The 20,148-nt window shown below is 66.4% G+C and carries 19 protein-coding genes; 5 read left to right on the top strand and 14 right to left on the bottom strand.

The genetic code is table 11. From position 1 onward, the window contains the following. Positions 1–26: 26 nt before the first annotated feature. Positions 27–614, bottom strand: coding sequence for a DJ-1/PfpI family protein (locus tag AC4D2Q_RS09890; protein ID WP_490946294.1), 588 nt, complete (start codon positions 612–614; stop codon positions 27–29). Positions 615–679: 65 nt separating this feature from the next. Further along, the gene (locus tag AC4D2Q_RS09885; RefSeq protein ID WP_490946293.1) at positions 680–1,618 is read right to left on the bottom strand and encodes a DMT family transporter; all 939 of its coding nucleotides are present in this window, start codon (positions 1,616–1,618) and stop codon (positions 680–682) included. On the opposite strand from AC4D2Q_RS09885, the gene AC4D2Q_RS09880 reads away from it, so the two are divergent. Then, positions 1,617–3,047, top strand: a complete 1,431-nt coding sequence (locus AC4D2Q_RS09880; protein WP_490946292.1) for an aminotransferase-like domain-containing protein — start codon at positions 1,617–1,619, stop codon at positions 3,045–3,047. The two genes, AC4D2Q_RS09885 and AC4D2Q_RS09880, sit on opposite strands and share 2 nt — an antisense overlap. Positions 3,048–3,059: 12 nt before the next feature. Here the strand turns inward: AC4D2Q_RS09880 and AC4D2Q_RS09875 are convergent, their stop codons facing one another. Beyond that, positions 3,060–3,899, bottom strand: coding sequence for a formate/nitrite transporter family protein (locus AC4D2Q_RS09875; RefSeq protein ID WP_490946291.1), 840 nt, complete (start codon positions 3,897–3,899; stop codon positions 3,060–3,062). A gap of 159 nt (positions 3,900–4,058) precedes the next feature. Here AC4D2Q_RS09875 and AC4D2Q_RS09870 point away from each other — a divergent pair, with 159 nt between their 5' ends. Next, positions 4,059–5,384 carry an MFS transporter gene (locus tag AC4D2Q_RS09870; RefSeq protein WP_490946290.1) on the top strand — a complete coding sequence of 442 codons (1,326 nt, stop codon included), beginning with the start codon at positions 4,059–4,061 and terminating at the stop codon, positions 5,382–5,384. Between the two features lie 10 nt (positions 5,385–5,394). Further along, positions 5,395–6,624 carry a glycosyltransferase 87 family protein gene (locus tag AC4D2Q_RS09865; protein ID WP_490946289.1) on the top strand — a complete coding sequence of 410 codons (1,230 nt, stop codon included), beginning with the start codon at positions 5,395–5,397 and terminating at the stop codon, positions 6,622–6,624. On the opposite strand, the gene AC4D2Q_RS09860 is transcribed toward AC4D2Q_RS09865, so the two are convergent. The 10 genes from AC4D2Q_RS09860 to AC4D2Q_RS09815 form a co-directional block, all read right to left on the bottom strand. Further along, positions 6,591–7,265: a maleylpyruvate isomerase family mycothiol-dependent enzyme gene (locus tag AC4D2Q_RS09860; RefSeq protein ID WP_490946288.1), complete on the bottom strand. Its 675-nt coding sequence runs from the start codon at positions 7,263–7,265 to the stop codon at positions 6,591–6,593. The genes AC4D2Q_RS09865 and AC4D2Q_RS09860 overlap by 34 nt on opposite strands. A 147-nt stretch (positions 7,266–7,412) precedes the next feature. Further along, positions 7,413–8,543 (bottom strand): serine hydrolase domain-containing protein, encoded by a 1,131-nt coding sequence (locus tag AC4D2Q_RS09855; protein ID WP_490946287.1) that lies wholly within the window; start codon positions 8,541–8,543, stop codon positions 7,413–7,415. Between the two features lie 62 nt (positions 8,544–8,605). Further along, positions 8,606–9,151, bottom strand: a complete 546-nt coding sequence (locus tag AC4D2Q_RS09850; protein WP_490946286.1) for a GNAT family N-acetyltransferase — start codon at positions 9,149–9,151, stop codon at positions 8,606–8,608. Between the two features lie 90 nt (positions 9,152–9,241). Further along, entirely contained in the window at positions 9,242–10,711 is a 1,470-nt protein-coding gene (locus tag AC4D2Q_RS09845) for an MFS transporter (protein ID WP_490946285.1), read from the bottom strand. An 11-nt stretch (positions 10,712–10,722) separates the two neighbouring features. Then, a complete protein-coding gene (locus AC4D2Q_RS09840; protein ID WP_490946284.1) occupies positions 10,723–11,529 on the bottom strand; it encodes an HpcH/HpaI aldolase family protein in 807 nt (268 codons plus the stop codon). After that, positions 11,514–12,299, bottom strand: coding sequence for a 2-oxo-hept-4-ene-1,7-dioate hydratase (gene hpaH, locus AC4D2Q_RS09835; protein ID WP_490946283.1), 786 nt, complete (start codon positions 12,297–12,299; stop codon positions 11,514–11,516). Before hpaH ends, AC4D2Q_RS09840 begins: the two co-directional genes overlap by 16 nt. 30 nt (positions 12,300–12,329) lie before the next feature. Beyond that, the gene (gene hpaD, locus AC4D2Q_RS09830; protein WP_490925288.1) at positions 12,330–13,415 is read right to left on the bottom strand and encodes a 3,4-dihydroxyphenylacetate 2,3-dioxygenase; all 1,086 of its coding nucleotides are present in this window, start codon (positions 13,413–13,415) and stop codon (positions 12,330–12,332) included. A 42-nt stretch (positions 13,416–13,457) separates the two neighbouring features. Further along, a complete protein-coding gene (gene hpaE / locus AC4D2Q_RS09825) occupies positions 13,458–14,975 on the bottom strand; it encodes a 5-carboxymethyl-2-hydroxymuconate semialdehyde dehydrogenase (RefSeq protein ID WP_490946282.1) in 1,518 nt (505 codons plus the stop codon). Positions 14,976–15,044: 69 nt separating this feature from the next. Next, positions 15,045–15,728 carry a GntR family transcriptional regulator gene (locus AC4D2Q_RS09820; protein ID WP_490946281.1) on the bottom strand — a complete coding sequence of 228 codons (684 nt, stop codon included), beginning with the start codon at positions 15,726–15,728 and terminating at the stop codon, positions 15,045–15,047. Continuing rightward, complete coding sequence (locus AC4D2Q_RS09815) at positions 15,725–17,194, bottom strand: fumarylacetoacetate hydrolase family protein (RefSeq protein ID WP_490946280.1); 1,470 nt, start codon at positions 17,192–17,194, stop codon at positions 15,725–15,727. Before AC4D2Q_RS09815 ends, AC4D2Q_RS09820 begins: the two co-directional genes overlap by 4 nt. A gap of 294 nt (positions 17,195–17,488) precedes the next feature. Between AC4D2Q_RS09815 and AC4D2Q_RS09810 the strand changes: the two genes are divergently transcribed. After that, positions 17,489–18,790, top strand: a complete 1,302-nt coding sequence (locus tag AC4D2Q_RS09810) for a hypothetical protein (protein WP_490946279.1) — start codon at positions 17,489–17,491, stop codon at positions 18,788–18,790. Positions 18,791–18,912: 122 nt separating this feature from the next. Further along, positions 18,913–19,209 carry a TetR/AcrR family transcriptional regulator C-terminal domain-containing protein gene (locus AC4D2Q_RS09805; RefSeq protein WP_490946278.1) on the top strand — a complete coding sequence of 99 codons (297 nt, stop codon included), beginning with the start codon at positions 18,913–18,915 and terminating at the stop codon, positions 19,207–19,209. Here the strand turns inward: AC4D2Q_RS09805 and AC4D2Q_RS09800 are convergent. Then, positions 19,194–19,814, bottom strand: coding sequence for a GNAT family N-acetyltransferase (locus AC4D2Q_RS09800; protein ID WP_490946277.1), 621 nt, complete (start codon positions 19,812–19,814; stop codon positions 19,194–19,196). The two genes, AC4D2Q_RS09805 and AC4D2Q_RS09800, sit on opposite strands and share 16 nt — an antisense overlap. Positions 19,815–20,148 lie beyond the last annotated feature (334 nt).

Here is a 20,148-nt window from a genome sequence, read left to right as displayed (position 1 = left end):
GGTTCAGTGAATGATTGACCCGGTTCCTACACCGGAGGCTGCGGATCGTATTGGATACCCCGCCGCACCTGGCGGGCACGCTCTTCCCCCGCCAGCCGGCGGACCAGGTGCAGGGCCATGTCGATGCCGGCGCTCACGCCCGCACTGGTGACCACATCGCCGTCGTCCACCCAGCGCTCTTCGGAGCGGACCTCAATGGTGGGGTCCAGCTCGGCCAGCAGGGCAAGGGAATCCCAGTAGCTGGTGGCCGGGCGGCCCGCCAGCAGTCCGGCGGCCGCGTAAACCAGGCTTCCCGTGCACACGCTGGTCATCAGCGGAACCTGTGCCCGGAGGGCCCGCATCCACTCCAGGTGCTGCTCATCCACCATCAGTTTCCGCGCACCCCGTCCGCCGGGGTGAAGGAAGACGTCAAAGTCCGGCGCTTCCGACCGGGAGGTGTGCGGCGTCAGGAGCATTCCCTTGGCCGCCGTGACGGGTTTCCCGTCTGCGGACAGGAGGCGCACGTCGTAGTTGTCCTCCGGATATGTCTGCGTCCAGTAGGCCAGGACCTCCCACGGCCCTACGGCGTCCAGTTCTTCAACCCCGTCAAAAAGCAGAATCCCCATATGTCGCATGTGCCCGATCCTGCCAGTGGCTGCGGCGTCAGCGGGGACCGACATGCCGTCTTTACACGCCAGTATCAGCCGGCGGCGCGCCTGCGCCGCGTGCGGACGGAGATCCCCGCACAGGCGATCACGGCGGCCCCGCCCAGGAGCGTTGCCCAGCCCAGCTGTTCCCCCAGAAGCAGCGCCGCCCAGCAGATGGAGAGCACGGGCTGGACCAGCTGCACCTGGCTCACCTGCGCCATGGGGCCGATGGCCAGCCCCCGGTACCAGGCGAAGAACCCCAGGAACATGCTCACGGCACCCAGGTAGCCAAGCGCTGCCCATTCGCCGGACGTGCCCGACGGCGGCTGCCGGATCGCCGCGGCGGCCGTCAGCCCGATCATCAGCGGCGAAACAAGTACCAGTGCCCAGGACACCGTCTGCCAGGCCCCCAGCTCGCGGGCGAGCAGCCCGCCCTCGGCATAACCGGCCGCACCGGCCAGTACGGCGCCGAAGAGCAGCAAATCAGCAAGGTGCAGGCCGCCGAGTCCGCCGCCGCTCACGGCCGCAAACGTGACGACGGCGCCGGCCCCGGCAGCTGCCGCCAGCCAAAAGGCCACCGGCGGCCGATCGCGTCCGCGCACCGCTGCCGCCACCGCCGTGGCAGCCGGCAGCAGACCGACGACGACGGCCCCGTGGCTGGCCGGAGAGGAAGTGAGGGCAAAGGACGTCAGGAGGGGAAAGCCAAGCACCACTCCCCCGGCCACAACACCGAGCCGCAGCCACTGCCGGCCGTGCGGCAGCTTCTGCCGGGTAAGGGTCAGGGCGAGCGCCGCGAGAACCGCCGCGATGACTGCCCGCGCGGCACCGATGAACAGCGGAGACATTCCGCCGTCCCCGCCGTCCCCCACGGCGATGCGGGTCAGCGGCAGTGTGAAAGAGAAGGCGAGCACACCGAGCAGGCCCCAGCCGAGGCCGGCTTTTGCGGATAGCAGTGGTGGTTTCAAGACAGTAGCGCTACTATGCTGTGACATGTCTCACGATAGCAGCAGCGATCGGATTGTCACAGGCCTGCGCACCTGGATCACCACGGCCGCGCCCGGAGCCATGCTCCCCTCCACCCGGTCGCTGGTGGCTCAGTACGGTGCCAGTCCGGTTACGGTGCAGCAGGCACTGCGGACCCTGGCTGCCCAGGGTGCAGTGGAAACCCGCCCCGGAGTGGGAACGTTTGTCCGTGCGGTCCGCTTCGCCCGCCCCAACGACTACGGCTGGCAGACCGCCGCCCTGGGCACGCCCCATGCCCGCGCACCGCAGCTCTCCGCAGCCCTGCGCACTGCCTCCAATGACGTCATTTCCCTGCACTCCGGCTATCCGGACCGCGAGCTGCTGCCCGAACGCCTGGTCCGCACCGCGTTCACGCGCGCGGCCCGCAGCGGTGCCGCGGTCAGCCGTTCTCCGGCAGCCGGCCTGCCGGAACTGCAGGCCTGGTTCGCCGGCGAACTGGAAGCGGGCACCCCGGCCGGCGTCGCACCCCCGGCGCCCAGCGACGTCATCGTTCTCCCCGGCAGCCAGAGCGGGCTCAGTTCCATCTTCCGGGCGCTGGTGGGTGCCGGCCGTCCGCTGCTGATGGAATCGCCCACCTATTGGGGTGCCATCCTAGCTGCGGCGCAGGCCGGCGTGGAGGTTGTGCCCATTCCCAGCGGTATCAACGGGCCCGATCCCGAAGATTTGGTCCGCGCTTTTGAGCAGACCGGGGCGCGCGCCTTTTATGCCCAGCCCACATTCGCCAATCCGACGGGGATCCAGTGGTCCGCGTCCGCCGCAGGGGACGTGCTCGACGTCGTCCGGAGGTACGGAGCGTTCCTGATCGAAGATGACTGGGCGCATGATTTTGGCATCACGGCTGAAGCTCATCCGCTGGCGGCCCGCGATGACAGCGGCCACGTGGTGTACCTGCGCTCACTCACCAAAAGCGTCTCGCCCGCTGTCCGGGTGGCCGGCATCGTGGCCCGCGGCCCGGCCCGCGAACGTATCCTGGCGGACACGCAGGCGCAGTCGATGTACGTCAGCGGCATGCTGCAGGCGGTGGCGCTCGACGTCGTTACGCAGCCGGCGTGGGCAGCTCACCTGCGCGGGCTGAGCCGGCAGCTGGCCGTGCGCCGCGATCTGCTGCACACAGCCCTGCGGGACCATGTGCCCGGTGCCCACGTGGCGGTGCTGCCCCGCGGAGGACTGAACCTGTGGGTACGGTTGCCGGACGCCACTGATCTGCCCCGCCTGGTGCTGGACTGCGAGCGCGACGGCGTTGTGGTGGCGGCGGGAGATGAATGGTTCCCGGCCGAACCGACGGGCCCACACCTGCGCCTGAACTACTCCGGACCGAACCCCGGGGCGTTTCCGGAAGCGGCGCGCATTATCGGTGCGGCCCTCGCTCGACAGCTCGAGCTGCCGCCCTCCCCCTAACCCGGTCTCTGCCTAGCCCTCGCCGCGGGCGGCGTTGGGATTGGCCGGAGCTTCCGCCCGGCGCTGCTTGAGCAGTTCCTTGGTCCGCACCAGACGCAGGGCCGTCACCAGCACCAGACCACCCACCATGTTGAAGAGCAGCGTGTAGCCGAACCAGGCGAGCCAGTCGAGGTAGGTGATGCCGGCACCGGACTGGATGGCTCCGAAGATGAGCAGCGAGTCCAGGATGGAGTGGAACATCTGGAGCCCGGCCAGAAGGAACCCGCCAATCACGGTGGCGACGATCTTTGCCGGGTCCGAGGACGTGCCCTGCTGCATGCGGCTCATCAGGGTGATGGTGCTGCCGCCCAGAACGGCGAGTGCAACGGTCTGCAGGGAGAACGGTGCGTCCGTGAAATGCCGGGCCGATTCGGCAATTGTGGGTTCCCACTGCGGAAAGGCCTGCATGACAATCCACATGATGATCCAGCCGCCGGCCAGGTTGGCCAGCAGGGTTCCACCCCAGAGCTTGAGCAGCTGACCCACGCTGGCTTCCTTGGCCACCACGGCGGCCACCGGCATCAGGAAGTTCTCGGTGAAGAGCTCGCTGTGCGCCAGGAACAGCGCAATGAGGCCGACACTGAAGGCGATTCCGGCCAACAGATGATCTCCCGTCTGGTGCATCACCGCCAGATAGGCCATGACTCCCAGCCCCACCTCAAGTCCTCCGAAGAATCCGGTGACGAGAACGGTGCGGAAGGTGCGGTGCAGCCGCTCCGCTCCTTCGGTGATCGTGTTTTCAAAGGACTCCTGCAGCTCGTCCTCGACGGGAGCTTCTGATTCCCCAATTTCCCTGCGGCGTTCCTCGCTCATGCCGTTCCCTTCCCCGCGTCCGCGGAGCTCTTCCCCGCCTGCAACGTCGGATACAACACTAAGCCTGCTGACGAATTTTAGGGGTGACATCCGCGGTTCAGCGGCCTACTCTGATGGATCACCCAGTGATCCGGAAATACAGATCAGTCAGGAGCCCCCTTGCCCGGACCCGATTCCATCCATCCCGGTGCCGAGGCAGAGCGCTTGCCGGCGTCCTACTCCTGGTGGCTTTTCGGCACGGTCTGGACCCTGCTGGGAACCCAGATCCTCTCCTTCGGACTGAGCTGGACGGCATCGGACCTCGGCGGATCCGCCGCCGGGCTGGTCCTGACGGCCACGGCCCTGCCGCGGGTCCTGCTGGCACTGCACGGCGGGGTGGCCGCAGACCGGGCAGGCCCGTGGAAGCTCATGGTTGTTACGGACGGCATCATGTTCCTGGTGTCAGTCCTGGCAGCAGTGCTTGCCTTCACCCTGGGAACGCCGCTGTGGCTTTTGCTGTCCGCCGCGGCCATCCTCGGCACGGCGGATGCTTTCTACCGGCCGGCCTCCGGAACCTTTCCCCGGCTGCTGACACCCGGGCCCGCTTTGCTGCGGGCGACGGCGGCACGCCAGGCGCTGATCCAGCTGACCGCGGCTGCGGGGCCGGCAGCCGGGGGTGTCGTCGTCGTGTGGCTGACGCTGGGCGGAAGCGCTGCCGCGGCCGCCGTCGGCTACCTGCTGATGTTCATAGTCCTTCTGTGCCTGCGGCGCACTGTTGCCGCTGCCCGGACGCCGGCACCTGGTCCGGACGGGGGCTCATCCGGAGTGCACCGCTCCATGCTGCGCGAAGCTGCGGACGGGCTCAGAGTGGCCTGGAAACTGGTGCAGATCCGGGCGGTTCTGGGTTTGCTGGCCGCTGTGTCCGGCTTGGTGCTGCCGCTGACCACGCTGCTTGTGCCGCTTCTGGGACGAAGCAGAGGCTGGGACGCTGCTGCAACAGGAACAGTCGCAGGATGTTACGCAGCGGGCATGGCGGCGGTGGTGCTGCTCATCGTCGCCAGGGGCCGCCGGGCGCTCGTCCGGGTGACGCCGGTGGCGGGGCTGGCACTCTGCGGTGCGGCGACGACGGGCCTCGCATGGGTGCCGAACCCGTGGCTGTGCGGTGCGCTGGCCGCCGTCGCCGGTTTGGGAACCGGAGTGTTCAGCGGCAAGGTTGCTCCGCTGATGCTCACCCTCGTTCCGCAGACCCATGTGGGACGGGTCCAGTCGGCAGCCGTGCTGGCCCAGATGATCCCTCTGCTCCTGGCCAACAACCTGCTCGGCTGGATCAGTGATGCCGCGGGGCCGGTTCCCACGATTGCCTGCTGCGGCGCGGCGACGGCAGGAATCGCTGCATTCTGCCTCAGCCGCTCCGCGCTGCGCGCCTTGGGACAGCAGCAGGACGACGCCCCAGCGGACGGCACTGCCGCCCGGGCCCAGTCGGTTCCCGTCCGGAAGCCCAACTAGACTGGCAGGCATGGCATTATCGACGTCGGCTGACGGCACGCGGACCCGCAGCACGCTTCTCTGGCTCATCCTTGGCATACCCGCAGCCCTGGTGCTGGTGGTATTCGGAGCCCAGATCCACGGGCTGGATTTCACCGTGTACCGCGAGGGTGCGCTGGCGTTTCTGGGGAAGAGCGAACACCAGCTGTATGACCCGGCCCTGGTCGAGACCGACACCCGCGGCCTGCCGTTCACCTATCCGCCGTTCGCGGCGCTCCTGCTGGCCCCGTTTGCCTTCCTCCCCGAGGCCACCGGACTGGTACTGCTGACTGCCACTTCCTGCGCCTGCCTGGTGGCAACAGCGTTTCTGGTGTCCCGCTACCTCCGGCACGAGGACGCCGTTCCCGCGCGCCTGCAGAGCGCGCTCGGCGGTCCCGCCGGAGTGGTGGTCCTGGCCACCCTGTTCATCGGCCTGCTGGGGCCGTGGCGTGAAGGACTGGGTTTCGGTCAGATCAATCCGATGCTCATGCTGCTAATCGTGGCGGATCTGGTCCGTCCCGCCGGACGGGTGCCCCGCGGCATGCTGATCGGACTGGCTGCCGGCATCAAGCTCACTCCGCTGGCGTTCGGCCTGATTTTCCTGGTGCGCCGCGACTGGCGCGCCATCCTCACCCTGGGGGCAACCTTCGCTGCCACTGTGGCCGTGGGCTGGCTTGCCTCCCCCGCCCAGTCCCGCACGTTCTGGTTCGATGCGCTGTCCGATTCCAGCCGGGTGGGCGATACCACCGACATGTACAACGTGTCGCTCAACTCGCTGATCGCGCATCTGGGCACCCCCGAGTCCCTGCAGCGCCCGCTGTGGCTCCTGGCCTCCGCCGCCGTCGTCGTCCTGGGCTACCTGGCCATCCGCCGTGCTGACGGCCGCGGAGACATCATCGCCGCGATCAGCGCCAACGCGGTGGTCATGCTGGCCATCTCGCCGATCTCCTGGTTCCATCACTGGGTGTGGATTGCGCTGATTCTGCCGGCCCTGTGGGTCTCGGTACGACGACGGCGGGCCGGCCTGCGGGCAGCGGGCACCGCTCTGGCGGCAGTGCTGGTGCTGGTGTTCATGCTCTCCTCCATCACCATCACCATGACGCTCACCGGCGAGGTCAGCGGCCATGGTCCGGCCGCCCTGGAGCTGTTCACCAGTCTCGGTGTCATCCTTCCCGTGGTCGCCCTGGGCTACTGGGCAACGGATCCGGAGCCGGCACGCTGAACGCGTGCCCGCAGGGTTGGGGCACCGGGCCCGCCGAGGTCATCCAGATATGCGGCACGGCCGGCAATGCTCATGACCAGGGCAAGCAGCGGCCCGGTGACCAGCAGCCCGTAGCCCGCGGTGAAGGAACCGTCAGTGGCCCTCAGCTGGAGCCCCGTGGAGTAGGTCCGGCTGGGAACCGTGAAGTCCCGGGTCACGAAGAACGCCGCCACGGCCGCGAGTGCTTCAAGGCCCGGCGGCCGGAGCAGGCCCAGGGGCTGGCGGATGTCCTGGGCATGGACCACTACTTCTCCCAGATACGCGGCCGTGTGGGCGGACGGTGCGGTGGTGCTGCTGATGATTGCCCGGAAGCGCTGGAGGGTTTCCTGGGGGTCGGCTCCCAGATGCTGCGCGAGCCTGCGCTGGTTGTGGACCTCCGGACGGAACCGTGACGCCGCCATGCTCCGCAGCCACTGCCGCTGATTGAGGCTGGCTGCCGCCGTCAGGTGGGCCAGGACCTGCTCAACCGACCAGTCTCCGCACAAACTGCGGTGCTGCCATTGGTCCTCCGTGAGACCGGCGAGATCCTCCGCAAGTGCTGCCCGCTCGCTGTGGGCCAACGCCCATAAGGCTTCCCCATCAAGGTTTTTTACAGTGACCATGGCTCTGCCTTCATCTCTGTTCCGCCGCACGCGGTGCCGAATCCCTGCGGCAAGACGCTAGCAAATCGCCGGGACCGGCAACAGGTTCAACGCCTCAGGCGCCGGTGCCGCCACCGGATGGGATACCGGTCCGGGCGGCGCCGGACTTCACGGCCGGGCGCTGTCCCGGAGCGCGCCGAAGGGTTCCCAGAAGAAATCGAAGTTGTCCCGCGGTCCGTTCAGGAAGCGCTGGGTGAAGACCACACCCATGTCACCGTTCGGATACACCGCTGCGCAGACCCCGGAGCCCCCGGACCAGCCCCACATGCCGGGTTCGGACCACGGCTCGCCGACGCCGACCTGCACCGCCGTCATGAAGCCCCAGGATTCGTCGGGGCCGGCCATCTCCATCATCCCGGCACGCTGCGGTCCGGTGAGCTGGTCGCTGGTCATCATCTCGCGGAGCGCGCCCGGAAGCAGTTCGTCGTCGGCCAGCGCGGACAGGAAGGTGAGGTAATCCGGGACGGTGGACACCAGTCCGCCGGCCAGGGACTCGAACACCGGAGGCGCGGACAGGGCGTCCCGGTAGGACACGGCTTCGCGCAGTCCGCTGTCGGCCGCTTCATACTGGACCGGAAACTCCTCGCGGCCGGTGGGGAAACCGGTACCGGTTAGCCCCAGCGGCCCGCTGATCCGCTCCTCGAACAGCTGGCCGAGCGGAGCAAGCCCGACGGCCGGGAGCAGGACCGAGAGGACGTCGGCGCTGGCGTGGTACATCCACCGCTCCCCGGGCTGATGCGCCAGGGGCAGCTCCCCGAGCCGCGAGAGATACTCCTCCGGCGGCAGGTCCGGCGGATTCGGACCCCATAAAAGCTCCCGCGTCGCCGCCGCATATGGGGTTGGCCCGAAGTCGATGCCAAGTCCCGCGGTAAAGGTGAGCAGGTGCCGGACGGTGATCGGACCGCGTGCCGGAACGGTCACTGACAGCGGTGCATCCGGGGTGGCCAGCACGCGCGGTGCCGCCAGCGCCGGAAGCCAGCGGTCGACGTCGTCGTCCAGTCCCAGCTTCCCGTCCGCCACCAGGCTCAGGGCCAGCGCTCCGCCCATCGGCTTGCTCAGCGACGCGATGCGGAACGGAGTGTCCTCAGCCATGGGCGCCGTGGACCCGATGCCCAGGAAACCGGTGGCGAAGACTTCGGTCTCGCCGTTGATCCGCACCCCCGCGACCAGGCCCGGATATTTGCCCGAGCTGACGGTTCCGGCCAGCGCGTCCCACAGCGGTGCGGCGTTGAAAGGCATGGCTCAACTGTCCGGCAGCACATCAGCCCCGGTCAACGGTTTGGGGCTGCTCCGGGGCTCTTCTACCGTGCCGGGGCCGGCCAGCCGAGGGTGAAGTAGATATCCGCCGTCCGTCCGATCTGCCGGTCCAGCGCGGGGTTCCGCTGCAGGCCTGCCGCCAGCGCGGTCCGCTGTGACGGAAGGTTCCGGTCGGAAACGCTGGCCAGCACCGGAAGCTCCGGCATCAGCGCCCGGCCCCGGCGCACCGCTTCCACCGCCCCCTCGGTGGCGTAACCGCGGCGCCAGACGACGGGATCATAGCGGTAGTACAGGTTCAGCACCGTCCGGCCGGCGACCACGGCACGGTGCAGTCCGGTGAAGCCGATGACCGTGTCCGGCTGCTCCCGCTCCGCCACTGCCCAGTAGCCGAATCCTTCCCGGTGCCAGTGCGCGTGGAAAAACTCCAGAAGCTTCTCGGCTTTCTCCACGCTGGGAGCGGCGGCGTTATACCGGGTGGTCCGGGGATCGGTATGGATCCGAATCGCGGATTCGTGGTCCGCCTGTTCTAGCCGGCGGAGCAGCAGCCGGCCGGTAAGCACGGGAGTCCATGAAGCCGGGTCTTGGCGCATGCGCCCATCCTAGGCCCGGCGCAACGCGAAAGGCCCGGCAGGACGAGGATATGGAACCCCCGCCTGCCGGGCCTTTACAGCCTGACGAACCTAACGGCGCGTGCCGGCGCCGGCCTTCGCATCAGCGCTGCCGGGTCCTGCGTCATTCCCGGCCACGTCATCCGTGGATACACCGCGGCGCTTGTCGAAGATGGTGGCCCCGACTTCCTGCTCCGCCTGGTTCCGAATGGACAGGTCGATGCCGGGCCGGTCGCGCAGCATCATGGTGGCTGCCGCCGCCAGCACAATCATGACCAGCAGATAGGCGGAGACCGCCGTCGTCGAGCCCGTGGCCTTGACCAGCGCCTGCGCGATGGTGGGGGCGAAAGCCCCGCCGATGATCGCACCCAGCGCGTAGGAGACCGAGACGCCGGAGAAGCGGATGGAGGCCGGGAAAATCTCGCTGTACCAGGCGGCCTGCGGGCCGTAGGTCAGGCCCAGGCCCACCGTGAACAGGGCCATGCCCAGGAACAGAATCCAGATATCACCGGTGTTGATCAGCCAGAACAGCGGGAAGACGGTCAGGGCCAGGCACGCGAAGCCGATCAGGTAGGTCTTCTTCCGGCCGATCCGGTCCGCCATGAAACCGCTGATCAGGGTGAACGCGAACCAGAGGGCGGCGGAGCCGGAAACGGCCAGCAGCACGTCCGTGCGGTCCAGGGCCACCGGTCCGTCCGGATTGGTGGAGTAGTTCAGGATGAACCCGCCGGTGGTCATGTACCCCGCGGCGCTGTTGCCCGCAAAGACCAGCGCGGCCAGGATCACCAGCTTCCAGTGGTTCTTCATCAGTTCCACAATCGGCATCTGGGTCTGCTTTTTCTTTTCAGCAATTTCCTCGAAGACCGGGCTTTCGCTCACCGACCTGCGCACCAGGAAGCCGACCACAATCAGCACGATGCTCAGCAGGAACGGCAGACGCCAACCCCATTCGACAAACTCGTCGCCCGGGGAGATCACGCCGGTCATCAGCGCCGTGACGCCGGAGGCCAGCAGCATGCCCAGCGGCACTCCCAGCTGCGGGAAGGAACCAAACACTCCGCGGCGGTTGCGCGGGGCGTGTTCCACGGACATGAGCACCGCGCCGCCCCATTCACCGCCGGCGGAGATGCCCTGAATGATGCGCAGCAGCACCAGCAGGATCGGTGCCCAGATGCCGGCGGTGGCGTGGGTGGGCAGCACGCCGATCAGCGTGGTGGCCCCGCCCATCAGCAGCAGGGTCAGCACCAGCAGGGCCTTACGGCCGATCTTGTCACCGTAGTGCCCGGCCAGGAACGCACCGAGCGGGCGGAACAGGAAGCTCAGGCCAACCGAGGCGAACGTGACCAGGGTGGCGAATTCGCTGCCCGCGGGCTTGAAGAACAGTTCGGAGAACACCAGGCCGGCGGCGGTGGCGTAGATGAAGAAGTCGTACCACTCAACGGTGGTGCCGATCAGGGTGGCCACGGCCACCTTGCGGGTGTCCTTGGCCGTGGAGCGAGGGGTGGAACGGGGACCGGCGGCGGTGCCGGAAAGTGCAGCCATGGAAATCCTTGTCAGTAACTCGCGCGGGCGTCGTCGTCCGCGGCGGAAATATAGGTGGCGGCCAGGGTCTCGCTCCCCCGGGCCAGGAGTGCGACGTCGGCGCCCACCAGGAGAAAGTCGACGCCGGCGGCGATGTACCGCCGGGCGGTGGCCTCGGCGAACGCGTTCACGCCCACCGGTTTGCCGGCGGCCTTGATCTCGCGGATGCAGTGCTCGACGGCGGCCACCACGTCCGGGTGGTCCTGCTGGCCCAGCAGTCCCATGGATGCGGCGAGGTCGGACGGGCCGATGAACAGCCCGTCCACGCCGTCGACGGCGGCAATGGCCGCCACGTTGTCCACGGCCGTAACGGTTTCGATCTGCACCAGCAGCGTGAGTGTGTCCGCGGCATTCTGCAGGTAGCCGTCAATCCGGTTCCAGCGCGACGCGCGGGCCAGGGCACTGCCCACCCCGCGGATGCCCTGCGGCGGATACCGGACGGCGCGGACCAGGTCCGCGGCCTGTTCCGGGGTGTCCACCATGGGAATCAGCAGGTTCTGCGCGCCCAGGTCCAGGTACTGCTTGAGCAGCACCGGATCGCCCGACGGCGGACGCACCACCGGGGCCACCGGGTAACCGTGCACGGCCTGCAGCTGGGCGAGCAGGGATTCCAGCCCGTTGGGGCTGTGCTCGGCGTCAAACAGCAGCCAGTCCAGTCCGGAGCCGGCACAGATCTCGGCGACCAGCGGGCTGCCGGAACAGACCCACATGCCGGTCTGCCGGCCGCGGACGGCGATCCGGGCGGCGAAGGTTTCCTCTGGGGTTACTCGAAGCGGCATGTGATGGTTCCCAACGGTCCGTAGTCGGCGTACACGGTGTCGCCCTTGTAGACCCACATGGGCCGGGTGAACGATCCGGCGAGGATGATTTCCCCGGCCTGCAGCGACGTGTTGTGCGCGGCCAGCTTGTTGGCCAGCCAGTACACGCCGGCGGCGGGGTGGTTCAGCACCCCGGCGGCAACGCCGGTTTCCTCGATCCCCTGGTTGCGGTAGAGCAGGGCCGAGACCCAGCGGAGGTCGACGTCGGCGGCCTTCACCGGATTGCCGCCCACCACCATGGCGCCCATCGCGGCGTTGTCCGCGATGGTGTCCACGATGCTCCGGCCCTCCATCTCGATCCGGGAGTCCAGGATCTCCAGCGCCGGCACCACGTAGTCCGTGGCGTCCAGGACGTCGAAGATTGTGCAGTGCGGGCCGGCCAGCGGCTTGCCCAGCACAAAGGCCAGCTCCACCTCGATCCGGGGATGCGTGTAGGAATCCCAGTCAAGGGTGACGCCGTTTTCCAGCACCATGTCATCGAGGATGATGCCGTAGTCCGGTTCCGTAATCCCGGTGGCGGCCTGCATGGCCTTGGAGGTCAGGCCGATCTTGTGCCCGGCCAGCCGGCGGCCGGAGGCCAGCAGCCGGTCCGCCCAGAGGTTCTGCACCGCGTAGGAATCCTCGATGGTCATATCGGGATAGCGGGCGGTCAGCAGCGGCACCGGGGTTCGGGTCCGCTTGGCCTCGAGCAGCTCGTCGGCCACCGCCTGGAGAGTTGATTTATCTAGCACCGCACTGCTTTCTGTTCGGATCGAACCTGCTTAGAGCTGGGAGCCGACCTTGTAATCGGTCTCGTCGCCGCGGGTGTAGGAGAAGCCGTCCGCACCGACGGTCACCTCCATTTCGGAGGAATCCGTGCGGGCCACCAGCGGCTGCGGATTGCCGTCCAGGTCCAGGACCAGGGAGGCCTCGGTGTACCAGGACGGGACCACGGGGTTGCCCCACCAATCGCGGCGCTGGTTGTCGTGGACGTCCCAGGTGATGGTGGGGTTGTCCGGGTCGCCGGTGTAGTAGTCCTGCGTGTAGATCTCGATGCGGTGGTCGTCCGGATCCAGGATGTAGAGGTAGAAGGCGTTGGAGACGCCGTGCCGGCCGGGGCCGCGCTCAATCCGGTCGGAGATGCGCAGGGCGCCCATCTTGTCGCAGATCTGGATGATGTTGTGCTTCTCGTGGGTGGCGAAGGCAACGTGGTGCATGCGCGGGCCGTCACCGCCGGTCAGGGCGGTGTCATGGACGGTGTCCTTGCGGTGCATCCAGGCGGCGTAGGTGACGCCGTCGGAATCCTTGATGTCCTCGGAGACGCGGAAGCCCAGGTCCTCCAGGTAGGCGCGGCCGCGGGGAACGTCGGGGGTGACCTGGTTGAAGTGGTCCAGGCGCACCAGCTCGCCGGCGGAGTAGAGGTCGTAGCGCTGCGTGAGGCGCTCCACATGGTCCACGGTGTAGAAGAACTCGTACGGGAAACCCAGCGGATCCTCCACGCGGACCGAGTCGCCCACACCCTTGGTGAAGCCCTCCGCCCGGCGTTCGGTGCGGCAGCCCATTTCCTTGTAGTAGGCCTCGGCCACGTCCACGTCTTCGGGAGTGCGCACGCGGTAGGCGAAGGACGCGACGGCGGCAACGGGTCCCTTGCGCAGCACCAGATTGTGGTGGATGAACTCCTCCAGGGAGCGCAGGTAGATGGCCTCGTCATCTTCTTCGGTGACGTGCAGGCCGAGGACGTCCACGTAGAACTGGCGGGACTTCGCCAGGTCGGTGACGATGAGCTCCATGTAGGCGCAGCGGATGATGTCCGGCGGCTGGATGCTCGGCGTCGGAATCGGATTCGGGTTGTGGATTGAAATGCTCATGGTGTTGCTCCTTTGCAAACGAAGTGGAAGTGTCCGGGGCGCTTAGCCGGCAACCGCGGCGGCGTCGTCGGTCCCGAACTTGGGGGTGTGGACCTTGCCCAGGGTGATGTGCACGGCCTGCTGGTCGGTGTAGAAGTCGATGGAGCGGTAGCCGCCCTCGTGGCCCAGGCCGGAGGACTTCACGCCGCCGAACGGGGTGCGCAGGTCGCGGACGTTGTGGCTGTTCAGCCACACCATGCCGGCTTCGGTGTTCTGCGCGAAGTTGTGCGCGCGGGTGAGGTCTGACGTCCAGATGTAGGCGGCCAGGCCGTACTTGGTGTTGTTGGCCAGTTCCAGGGCTTCGGCTTCAGTGTCGAAGGGGGTGATGGCGACGACGGGGCCGAAGATTTCCTCTTGGAAGATCCGCGCGTCAGGGGCGACGTCGGCGAAGACCGTGGGGGCAATGTAGTTGCCCTCTTCCAGGCCTTCGGGGCGTCCGCCGCCGGCGAGCAGGCGGCCTTCGGTCTTGCCGATCTCCACGTAGGAGGCAACCTTCTTGAAGTGCTCCGGGTGCACCAGAGCGCCCACCTGGGTCTTGGGGTCGTGCGGGTCGCCGACGACGATGGTCTTGGCGCGGGCGGCGAACCGCTCGCAAAACTCGTCGTAGACCGGGCGTTCCACCAGGATGCGGGAGCCGGCGGTGCAGCGTTCGCCGTTGAGGGAGAAGACGCCGAACAGTGCGGAATCGAGGGCGGCATCCAGGTCAGCATCGGCGAAGATGACGCAGGGGCTCTTGCCGCCGAGCTCCATGGACATGCCCTTGAGGTTCTCCGCGGCGTTGCGGAAGATCGTCTTGCCGGTGGTGGTCTCGCCGGTGAAGGAGATCAGCGGCACGTCCGGGTGCTTCACCAGTGCGTCGCCGGCCTCCTCGCCCAGACCGTTGACCAGGTTGAACACGCCTGCCGGAACGCCGGCTTCGGTGAAAATATCCGCCCAGAGGGAGGCGGAGAGCGGGGTGAACTCGGCCGGCTTGAGCACCACGGTGTTGCCGGTGGCCAGGGCCGGGGCGAGCTTCCAGGACTCGAGCATGAACGGGGTGTTCCACGGGGTGATGAGACCGGCCACGCCGATCGGCTTGCGGTTCACGTAGTTGATCTGGGCGCCGGGAACCTTCATGGCGTCGTCGAACTGGGCGACGATCAGGTCTGCGAAGAAGCGGAAGTTCTCCGCGGCGCGCAGGGCCTGGCCCTTGGCCTGGGTGATGGGCAGGCCGGTGTCGAAGGTTTCCATTTCGGCCAGGCGGCCTTCCTGGGCTTCCACGGCGTCGGCGATCTTGTTGAGGATGCGGGCGCGTTCGCGCGGCTTCATTTTCGGCCACGGGCCGTTGACGAAGGCGTCGCGGGCGGCAGCGACGGCGGCGTCGATGTCTTCCTTCTGGCCTGCGGCGGCGGTGGCGTACGTCTTGTTGGTGACCGGATCCAGCACGTCGAAGGTGGCGCCGTTGGCGGAGTCGACGAACTTGCCGTTGATGAAGTGCTGGATGTGGGTGGGAAGGTTCTCGGGAACAAAGTGTTCGGCCATGGGGTGGTCCTCTTTCTGCGTTCTGTGTTCTCAGTCGTTACAAGTCAGTTGGTTCTGTCGGACGGGCTGTCAGATGGGCGACGGCGGCTGGTGGGCCTGCGCCAGGAAGGCGTTGAGCGTGTTGGTGCGGTGCGCGCGGGCGGCGTGCTCGACGTCGGACGCCGGGGCGCCGGCCTCGATCAGGTCCAGGAGGTGATCGTGTTCCTCCACCGAGGCGTGCGACCGGTCCGGCACGTACCGGAAAGTGGAGGTGCGCATCCGGTTCAGCCGGTTCCAGCCGCGGTGGACCAGGTCCAGGATGTGCGGGTTGGGGCAGGGACCGTAGAGCAGGGCGTGGAACTCGGTGTTGAGCTGGGTGAAGCGGACCGGGTCGAAGGCGTCGAGGACGGCGCGCATCTGCCGGTTCAGGTCCCGGGCCTTTGCCAGGTCTTCGGTGCTGATGCTCGGGGCGGCCAGCGCGGTGGCGGCACCCTCAATGATGCTGAGGGTCTGCATGGTGTGCAGGTACAGGTCCGGATCGATGCCGGCCACGGTGGCGCCGACGTTGCGCTCAAAGTGGACGAGTCCTTCCGCTTCGAGGCGGCGGATGGCTTCCCGGACCGGGACCACGCTGAAGCCCATGTCATTGGCGATGCTGCTGAGGACCAGCCGGTAGCCCGGAGTCATTCCTCCGGACAGGATCCGGTCCTTCAGCTGGGCATACGCCTGCTCCGACTTGGAGCCGGTGGCGGTGCTGCTGTCGGCGGTGCTCACGCCTGTTCCGCCGCCCAGGCCTCGTACTTTTCCTTCCAGGCCGAGTTCATCGGGTAGAGCCCGTCGACGCTGTGGCCTGCCTTGACCATTTCGGCGATGAACTCTTCCTGGTGTTCCTGGACGATGCAGGCCTCCACCAGTTCCTCGGCGATGGCCGGCGGGATGACCAGGATGCCGTCGTCGTCGGCCACAATAATGTCCCCGGGCTGCACGGTGGCGCCGCCGCAGGCGATGGTGAGGTCGGTGTCCCAGGGGACGTGCTTGCGGCCGAGGACGGCGGGGTGCGGGTTGGCGCAGTAGACGGGCAGGTCGATGCCGGCCACGGTGGAGTAATCGCGGACGCCGCCGTCAGTGATGATGGCTGCGGCGCCGTTGTGCTTGGCGCGCAGGGCGAGGATGTCGCCCAGGGTGCCGGTGCCCTTTTCGCCGCGGGCTTCCATGACCAGGATTTCGCCCTCACCGACGGAGTCGATGGCGCGTTTCTGCGCGTTGTAGCCGCCGCCGTGGGTCTTGAAGAGGTCCTCGCGGTTGGGGACAAAGCGCAGGGTGCGGGCGGTGCCGACCACCTTGCGGCCGGTCTTGGTGCCGCTGAGTCCGTCGATGGAGACGTTGTTCAGGCCGCGGGCGCGCATCTGCGAGGAGAGGGTGGCGGTGGCGACGGATTCGAGTTTGGCCTTGAGCTCGGGGGTGAGGGTTTTCTTTTCTTCTTTGGGCTTGAGGCCTGCCTTTTCGGCGGAGCCCCAGGCTTCTTCGCGCTGCTTGTCGTCGATCTTGGGCTGCGCGCCGAAGGTGGCCAGCGCCGTCGTACCCTCGGTGACGGTGGTGGTGAGGCGGCCGGTGGTTGCTCCGGTGGCGGGGACGTCCACTTCAATTTCCAGGACATCGCCGGGGACAGCTACGGAGGCGCCGGCGGGGGTTCCGGTGAGGATCATGTCGCCCGGTTCCAGCGTGAGCAGCTGGGAGAGGTCGGCCACCAGCTGGGCGAAGGGGAAGAGCAGGTCTGCGGTGGTGTCGTCCTGGGCGAGGCTGCCGTTGACCCAGGTGCGGAGGCGCAGTGCGGCGGGGTCGACGTCTGCGGCGTCCATGATGGCGGGGCCGACGGGGGTGAAGCCGTCACCGCCCTTGGAGCGGAGGTTGGAGCCTTTGTCTGCCCAGCGCAGGTCGTACACGCCCAGGTCGTTGCTGGCGGTCACTCCCCCGACGTAGCTCCAGGCCTCGTCGATGCTCACGCGGCGTGCGGTCTTGCCGATGATGAGGGCGATTTCGCCTTCGAAGCCGAGCAGTTCGCAACCCGCCGGGCGCTCCACGGTGCCGCCGGTCAGTGCCAGCGAGGAGCCGGGCTTCAGGAAGTAGGAGGGCTGTTCCGGGGTGCGTCCGCGTTCTGCTGCCCGTGAGGGGTAGTTGATGTGGACGGCGATGACCTTGCCGGCCTGCTTCAGCGTGTCCGTGGTGGCGTCGTTGCCCATGTCTCTCCTGAATGAAGTACGAAATCGTATATCATCCAGAGTGCCATGTGGTCCCGGTCACGTCAAGGAGGGCTGCCAGGCTCGGTGGCGCTCTGTCGGCGCGGCGCACCGGAACACACCCACCGTTGCCGTACCACCGAACCAAAAGTATCTTGCATCCCACGATCGCGCCAGAAGCTGATTGCGAGGTTCCGATACACAGCTGCAGGACACTCAGCGCCTGAAAGGCTTCATCATTGCAGTTGTCTCGTTCGCTGCGTCTCGCAACCCATGGGTTCCAAGACAACATGGAGTTTGATCATTGACACGACTACGGTCATAGGTATGGCGGATATACCTCAAGTGACTCCTTACGGTTCAGCACGCGACCTTCCCTCCGTCAGGGAGATGGAACAGCAGATGGCAGCATTCAAGCTGCTCGGCTTCCTACTGCCCAAGCATCAAAAGGAGCTCCTGAAGGAGCTGAAAAAGGAACACCAGCGCATCACCGAAACCGTAGACCGGTTTTATGTCCTTCTTGGAGAGCGGAACTGGGTATTCACAGGCGACTTGAATCTAGCCGATATCACTGAGGTCATCGATACTCACGATGCTGGGACTGCCGAGAAGCGACTAATCGACTACTACAAGGTGGACGATCGAATCGCTTTCTCTCTTCGCCGCCTTTATCGCTTCGACGCAATGCGCCCTCGTATGGATTTACTCCAAAAGGCCCTCTCCGACTACGAAGCCGGCCGCTACTACAGCACCATCCTCGTGTTGCTGTCCGTCATGGACGGATTCGTGAACGATCTAGAGGCTAGCGCCCGTCAAGGGCTTCATGCCCGTTCATCCCAAGACATGGTTGCGTGGGACAGCGTTGCCGGGCACCACCTCGGACTAGGCCATGCCCACCAAACGTTCATCAAGGGTTTCTACCAAACCAGAACCACCGAGGTGACCGAGTTGTTCCGCAACGGCATCGTGCACGGCACATTGGTCAATTTCGACAACGCTATCGTCGCCACTAAGGCTTGGAATCGACTCTTTGCCGTTGCGGATTGGGCTGATGCTCGTAAGCTCCAGATGAAGCCCGTCGCTCCTAATCCCTCGCTGAAGGAATCTTTGGGTCAGTGGAATAGCGTCCAGGAACAGAAGGCCCGGCTCGAACAGTGGCAACCCTACGAATACTCTCCCGGCTCAGAGGATTCACAAGAGATCACACAAGTTTGTGTAGATTTTCTTGAGAGGTGGCAGAAGCGGCAATGGGGATTGCTCGGCAAACATTTCATGGAACTGGGCGGTACTCGGTCATCGATTGGGAAACGTGCTGTCCAAGCGAAAGACCTCTACAGCACTTTCCAACTGTCCACCTGGACGATTTTGCATGTGCGACACACTGCCGCGGCCGTTGTACTTACCGACGTCGAGTTGCGGGTCAACGGAATTACTTACCGGACCGATCTGCGCTGGGTCCGCATTGACGATGCAGGACAGACCATATCCGACTGGGAACCAGGACGCTGGGCCCTATCACTGTACGGACCATCGCACTTCGTGAAGGATGAGGCCATCGTTAAGGATGAAGGACTGTCAGATGAGTCCCCGTCCACCTGATGATTTCGATGATGTGGTTGAGGCACGACAGAAACCAACTAAGAATAACGGCCCTGATCCTATGGTTCCACGCCGATAACAGCGCCTATGTCAGCTTTCGTACCTCGGTTGCTCTTGATGTTGTGCTGCCGCAGGCTCTCGGGACCCGGACGCAGCGCCGCTGGCAGGACCCGGCCTCGGAGGACGACTTCGCGACCGCCGCAGTGGAGGTTGCTTTCGCGGAACGGATCGCACACTTCTCTGAGCTGGGTCTGCTGGAGGTCGACGATCCCCGGCTCGCAGCCGACCACCTCTTCGCCCTCACCATCCTGCTGGCTTCCAACGAGCAACCCAATCCGTTCACCGTTGATTCGGCCCGTGTGCGTCGGACCATAATAAACGGCGTGCACGCGTTCGTCCGCGCCTACGAACTGCGCTGAATCTCCCGGGACTCCGGGACGCTTCCACCGGCCCGCGCGGCGCGCCATTCGTCGGAGAGGAGCGCGTAGCGCAGGTCGTCGAGCCACCGGCCCGAGCGGTGCAGGGATGCCTGGCGGGACCGCCCTTCGCACCGCATGCCCGCTTTTTCCATGACCCGCCAGGATGCGGTGTTGTCCGCAAAACACTCCGCCACGACCCGGCGCAGGCCCAGTTCCTCGAAACAGATGCGCACCAGTTCAGCCACGGCTTCGCTCGCATACCCGCGGCCGGCGTACTCGGGTGCGATGACGTAGCCGATTTCGGCCTGTGTGCCCAACGCGAGTTCCTCTATCTCCTTCTGCGCCCATGCGTCCCGGAGGCCTAGGTAGAGGTCGCCGACCAGGGTTCCGTCCTGTTCCACGACAAAGATGGCGGCCAGCTGTTCCGGCTGCCGGAGCCGCTCTACGAAGGCATCCATGTCCGCGGGCTGGGCTGTCAGCCACTGCGCAACCTCGGGCTGCCGGCGGTATGCAAACACATCCGGCAGATCGTCGGCGACGGCGGGACGGATGCTAAGGCGCTCGGTGGTGACGGGCCAGTGCAGGTCACCGAGATTGGTAGTCATGGCTCCATAATGCCCTAGCCAGCTCTCCCGGCTTCGGAAGACTCCCTCAGACCAGCACCGGGCAGGCTGCGTATGACTTGGAAGCCGCGCGTGCAGATCGTGCCGGTCAAGGTCCATGATCGCGGGGCTAAGCAGGAGGAACAGGGCCCCGTGACATGCTCCGGCCCACCATTCCTGTGGAGAGCAGCATCTCCGGCCGCGTCTAGGAACCGCAACTACGCGTGTCGTGGTTCTGAGCCAGGAAGAGCCCTGCATGTGAAAAATTATCAAGAGGCATTCCTATATCCTGCCGCTCGAGCCGTCGTGATCCATCGTCATGGAGTCAGGCAATTAG

It is taken from the genome of Arthrobacter sp. TJ-178 (assembly GCF_058269275.1).
The sequence above is the reverse complement of the archived record's forward strand: the minus strand, read 5'-3'. Positions and strand labels throughout refer to the sequence as shown.

Bases quoted from the DNA above. Each gene is read 5' to 3' on its own strand.
- AC4D2Q_RS09880 (WP_490946292.1), top strand. From the start codon at position 1,617: ATGTCTCACGATAGCAGCAGCGATCGGATTGTCACAGGCCTGCGCACC.
- AC4D2Q_RS09875 (WP_490946291.1), bottom strand. From the start codon at position 3,899: ATGAGCGAGGAACGCCGCAGGGAAATTGGGGAATCAGAAGCTCCCGTC.
- AC4D2Q_RS09840 (WP_490946284.1), bottom strand. From the start codon at position 11,529: ATGCCGCTTCGAGTAACCCCAGAGGAAACCTTCGCCGCCCGGATCGCC.
- hpaD (WP_490925288.1), bottom strand. From the start codon at position 13,415: ATGAGCATTTCAATCCACAACCCGAATCCGATTCCGACGCCGAGCATC.
- AC4D2Q_RS09865 (WP_490946289.1), top strand. From the start codon at position 5,395: ATGGCATTATCGACGTCGGCTGACGGCACGCGGACCCGCAGCACGCTT.
- AC4D2Q_RS09815 (WP_490946280.1), bottom strand. From the start codon at position 17,194: ATGGGCAACGACGCCACCACGGACACGCTGAAGCAGGCCGGCAAGGTC.
- AC4D2Q_RS09800 (WP_490946277.1), bottom strand. From the start codon at position 19,814: ATGACTACCAATCTCGGTGACCTGCACTGGCCCGTCACCACCGAGCGC.
- hpaE (WP_490946282.1), bottom strand. From the start codon at position 14,975: ATGGCCGAACACTTTGTTCCCGAGAACCTTCCCACCCACATCCAGCAC.
- AC4D2Q_RS09885 (WP_490946293.1), bottom strand. From the start codon at position 1,618: ATGTCACAGCATAGTAGCGCTACTGTCTTGAAACCACCACTGCTATCC.
- AC4D2Q_RS09845 (WP_490946285.1), bottom strand. From the start codon at position 10,711: ATGGCTGCACTTTCCGGCACCGCCGCCGGTCCCCGTTCCACCCCTCGC.
- AC4D2Q_RS09860 (WP_490946288.1), bottom strand. From the start codon at position 7,265: ATGGTCACTGTAAAAAACCTTGATGGGGAAGCCTTATGGGCGTTGGCC.
- AC4D2Q_RS09890 (WP_490946294.1), bottom strand. From the start codon at position 614: ATGCGACATATGGGGATTCTGCTTTTTGACGGGGTTGAAGAACTGGAC.
- AC4D2Q_RS09855 (WP_490946287.1), bottom strand. From the start codon at position 8,543: ATGCCTTTCAACGCCGCACCGCTGTGGGACGCGCTGGCCGGAACCGTC.
- AC4D2Q_RS09850 (WP_490946286.1), bottom strand. From the start codon at position 9,151: ATGCGCCAAGACCCGGCTTCATGGACTCCCGTGCTTACCGGCCGGCTG.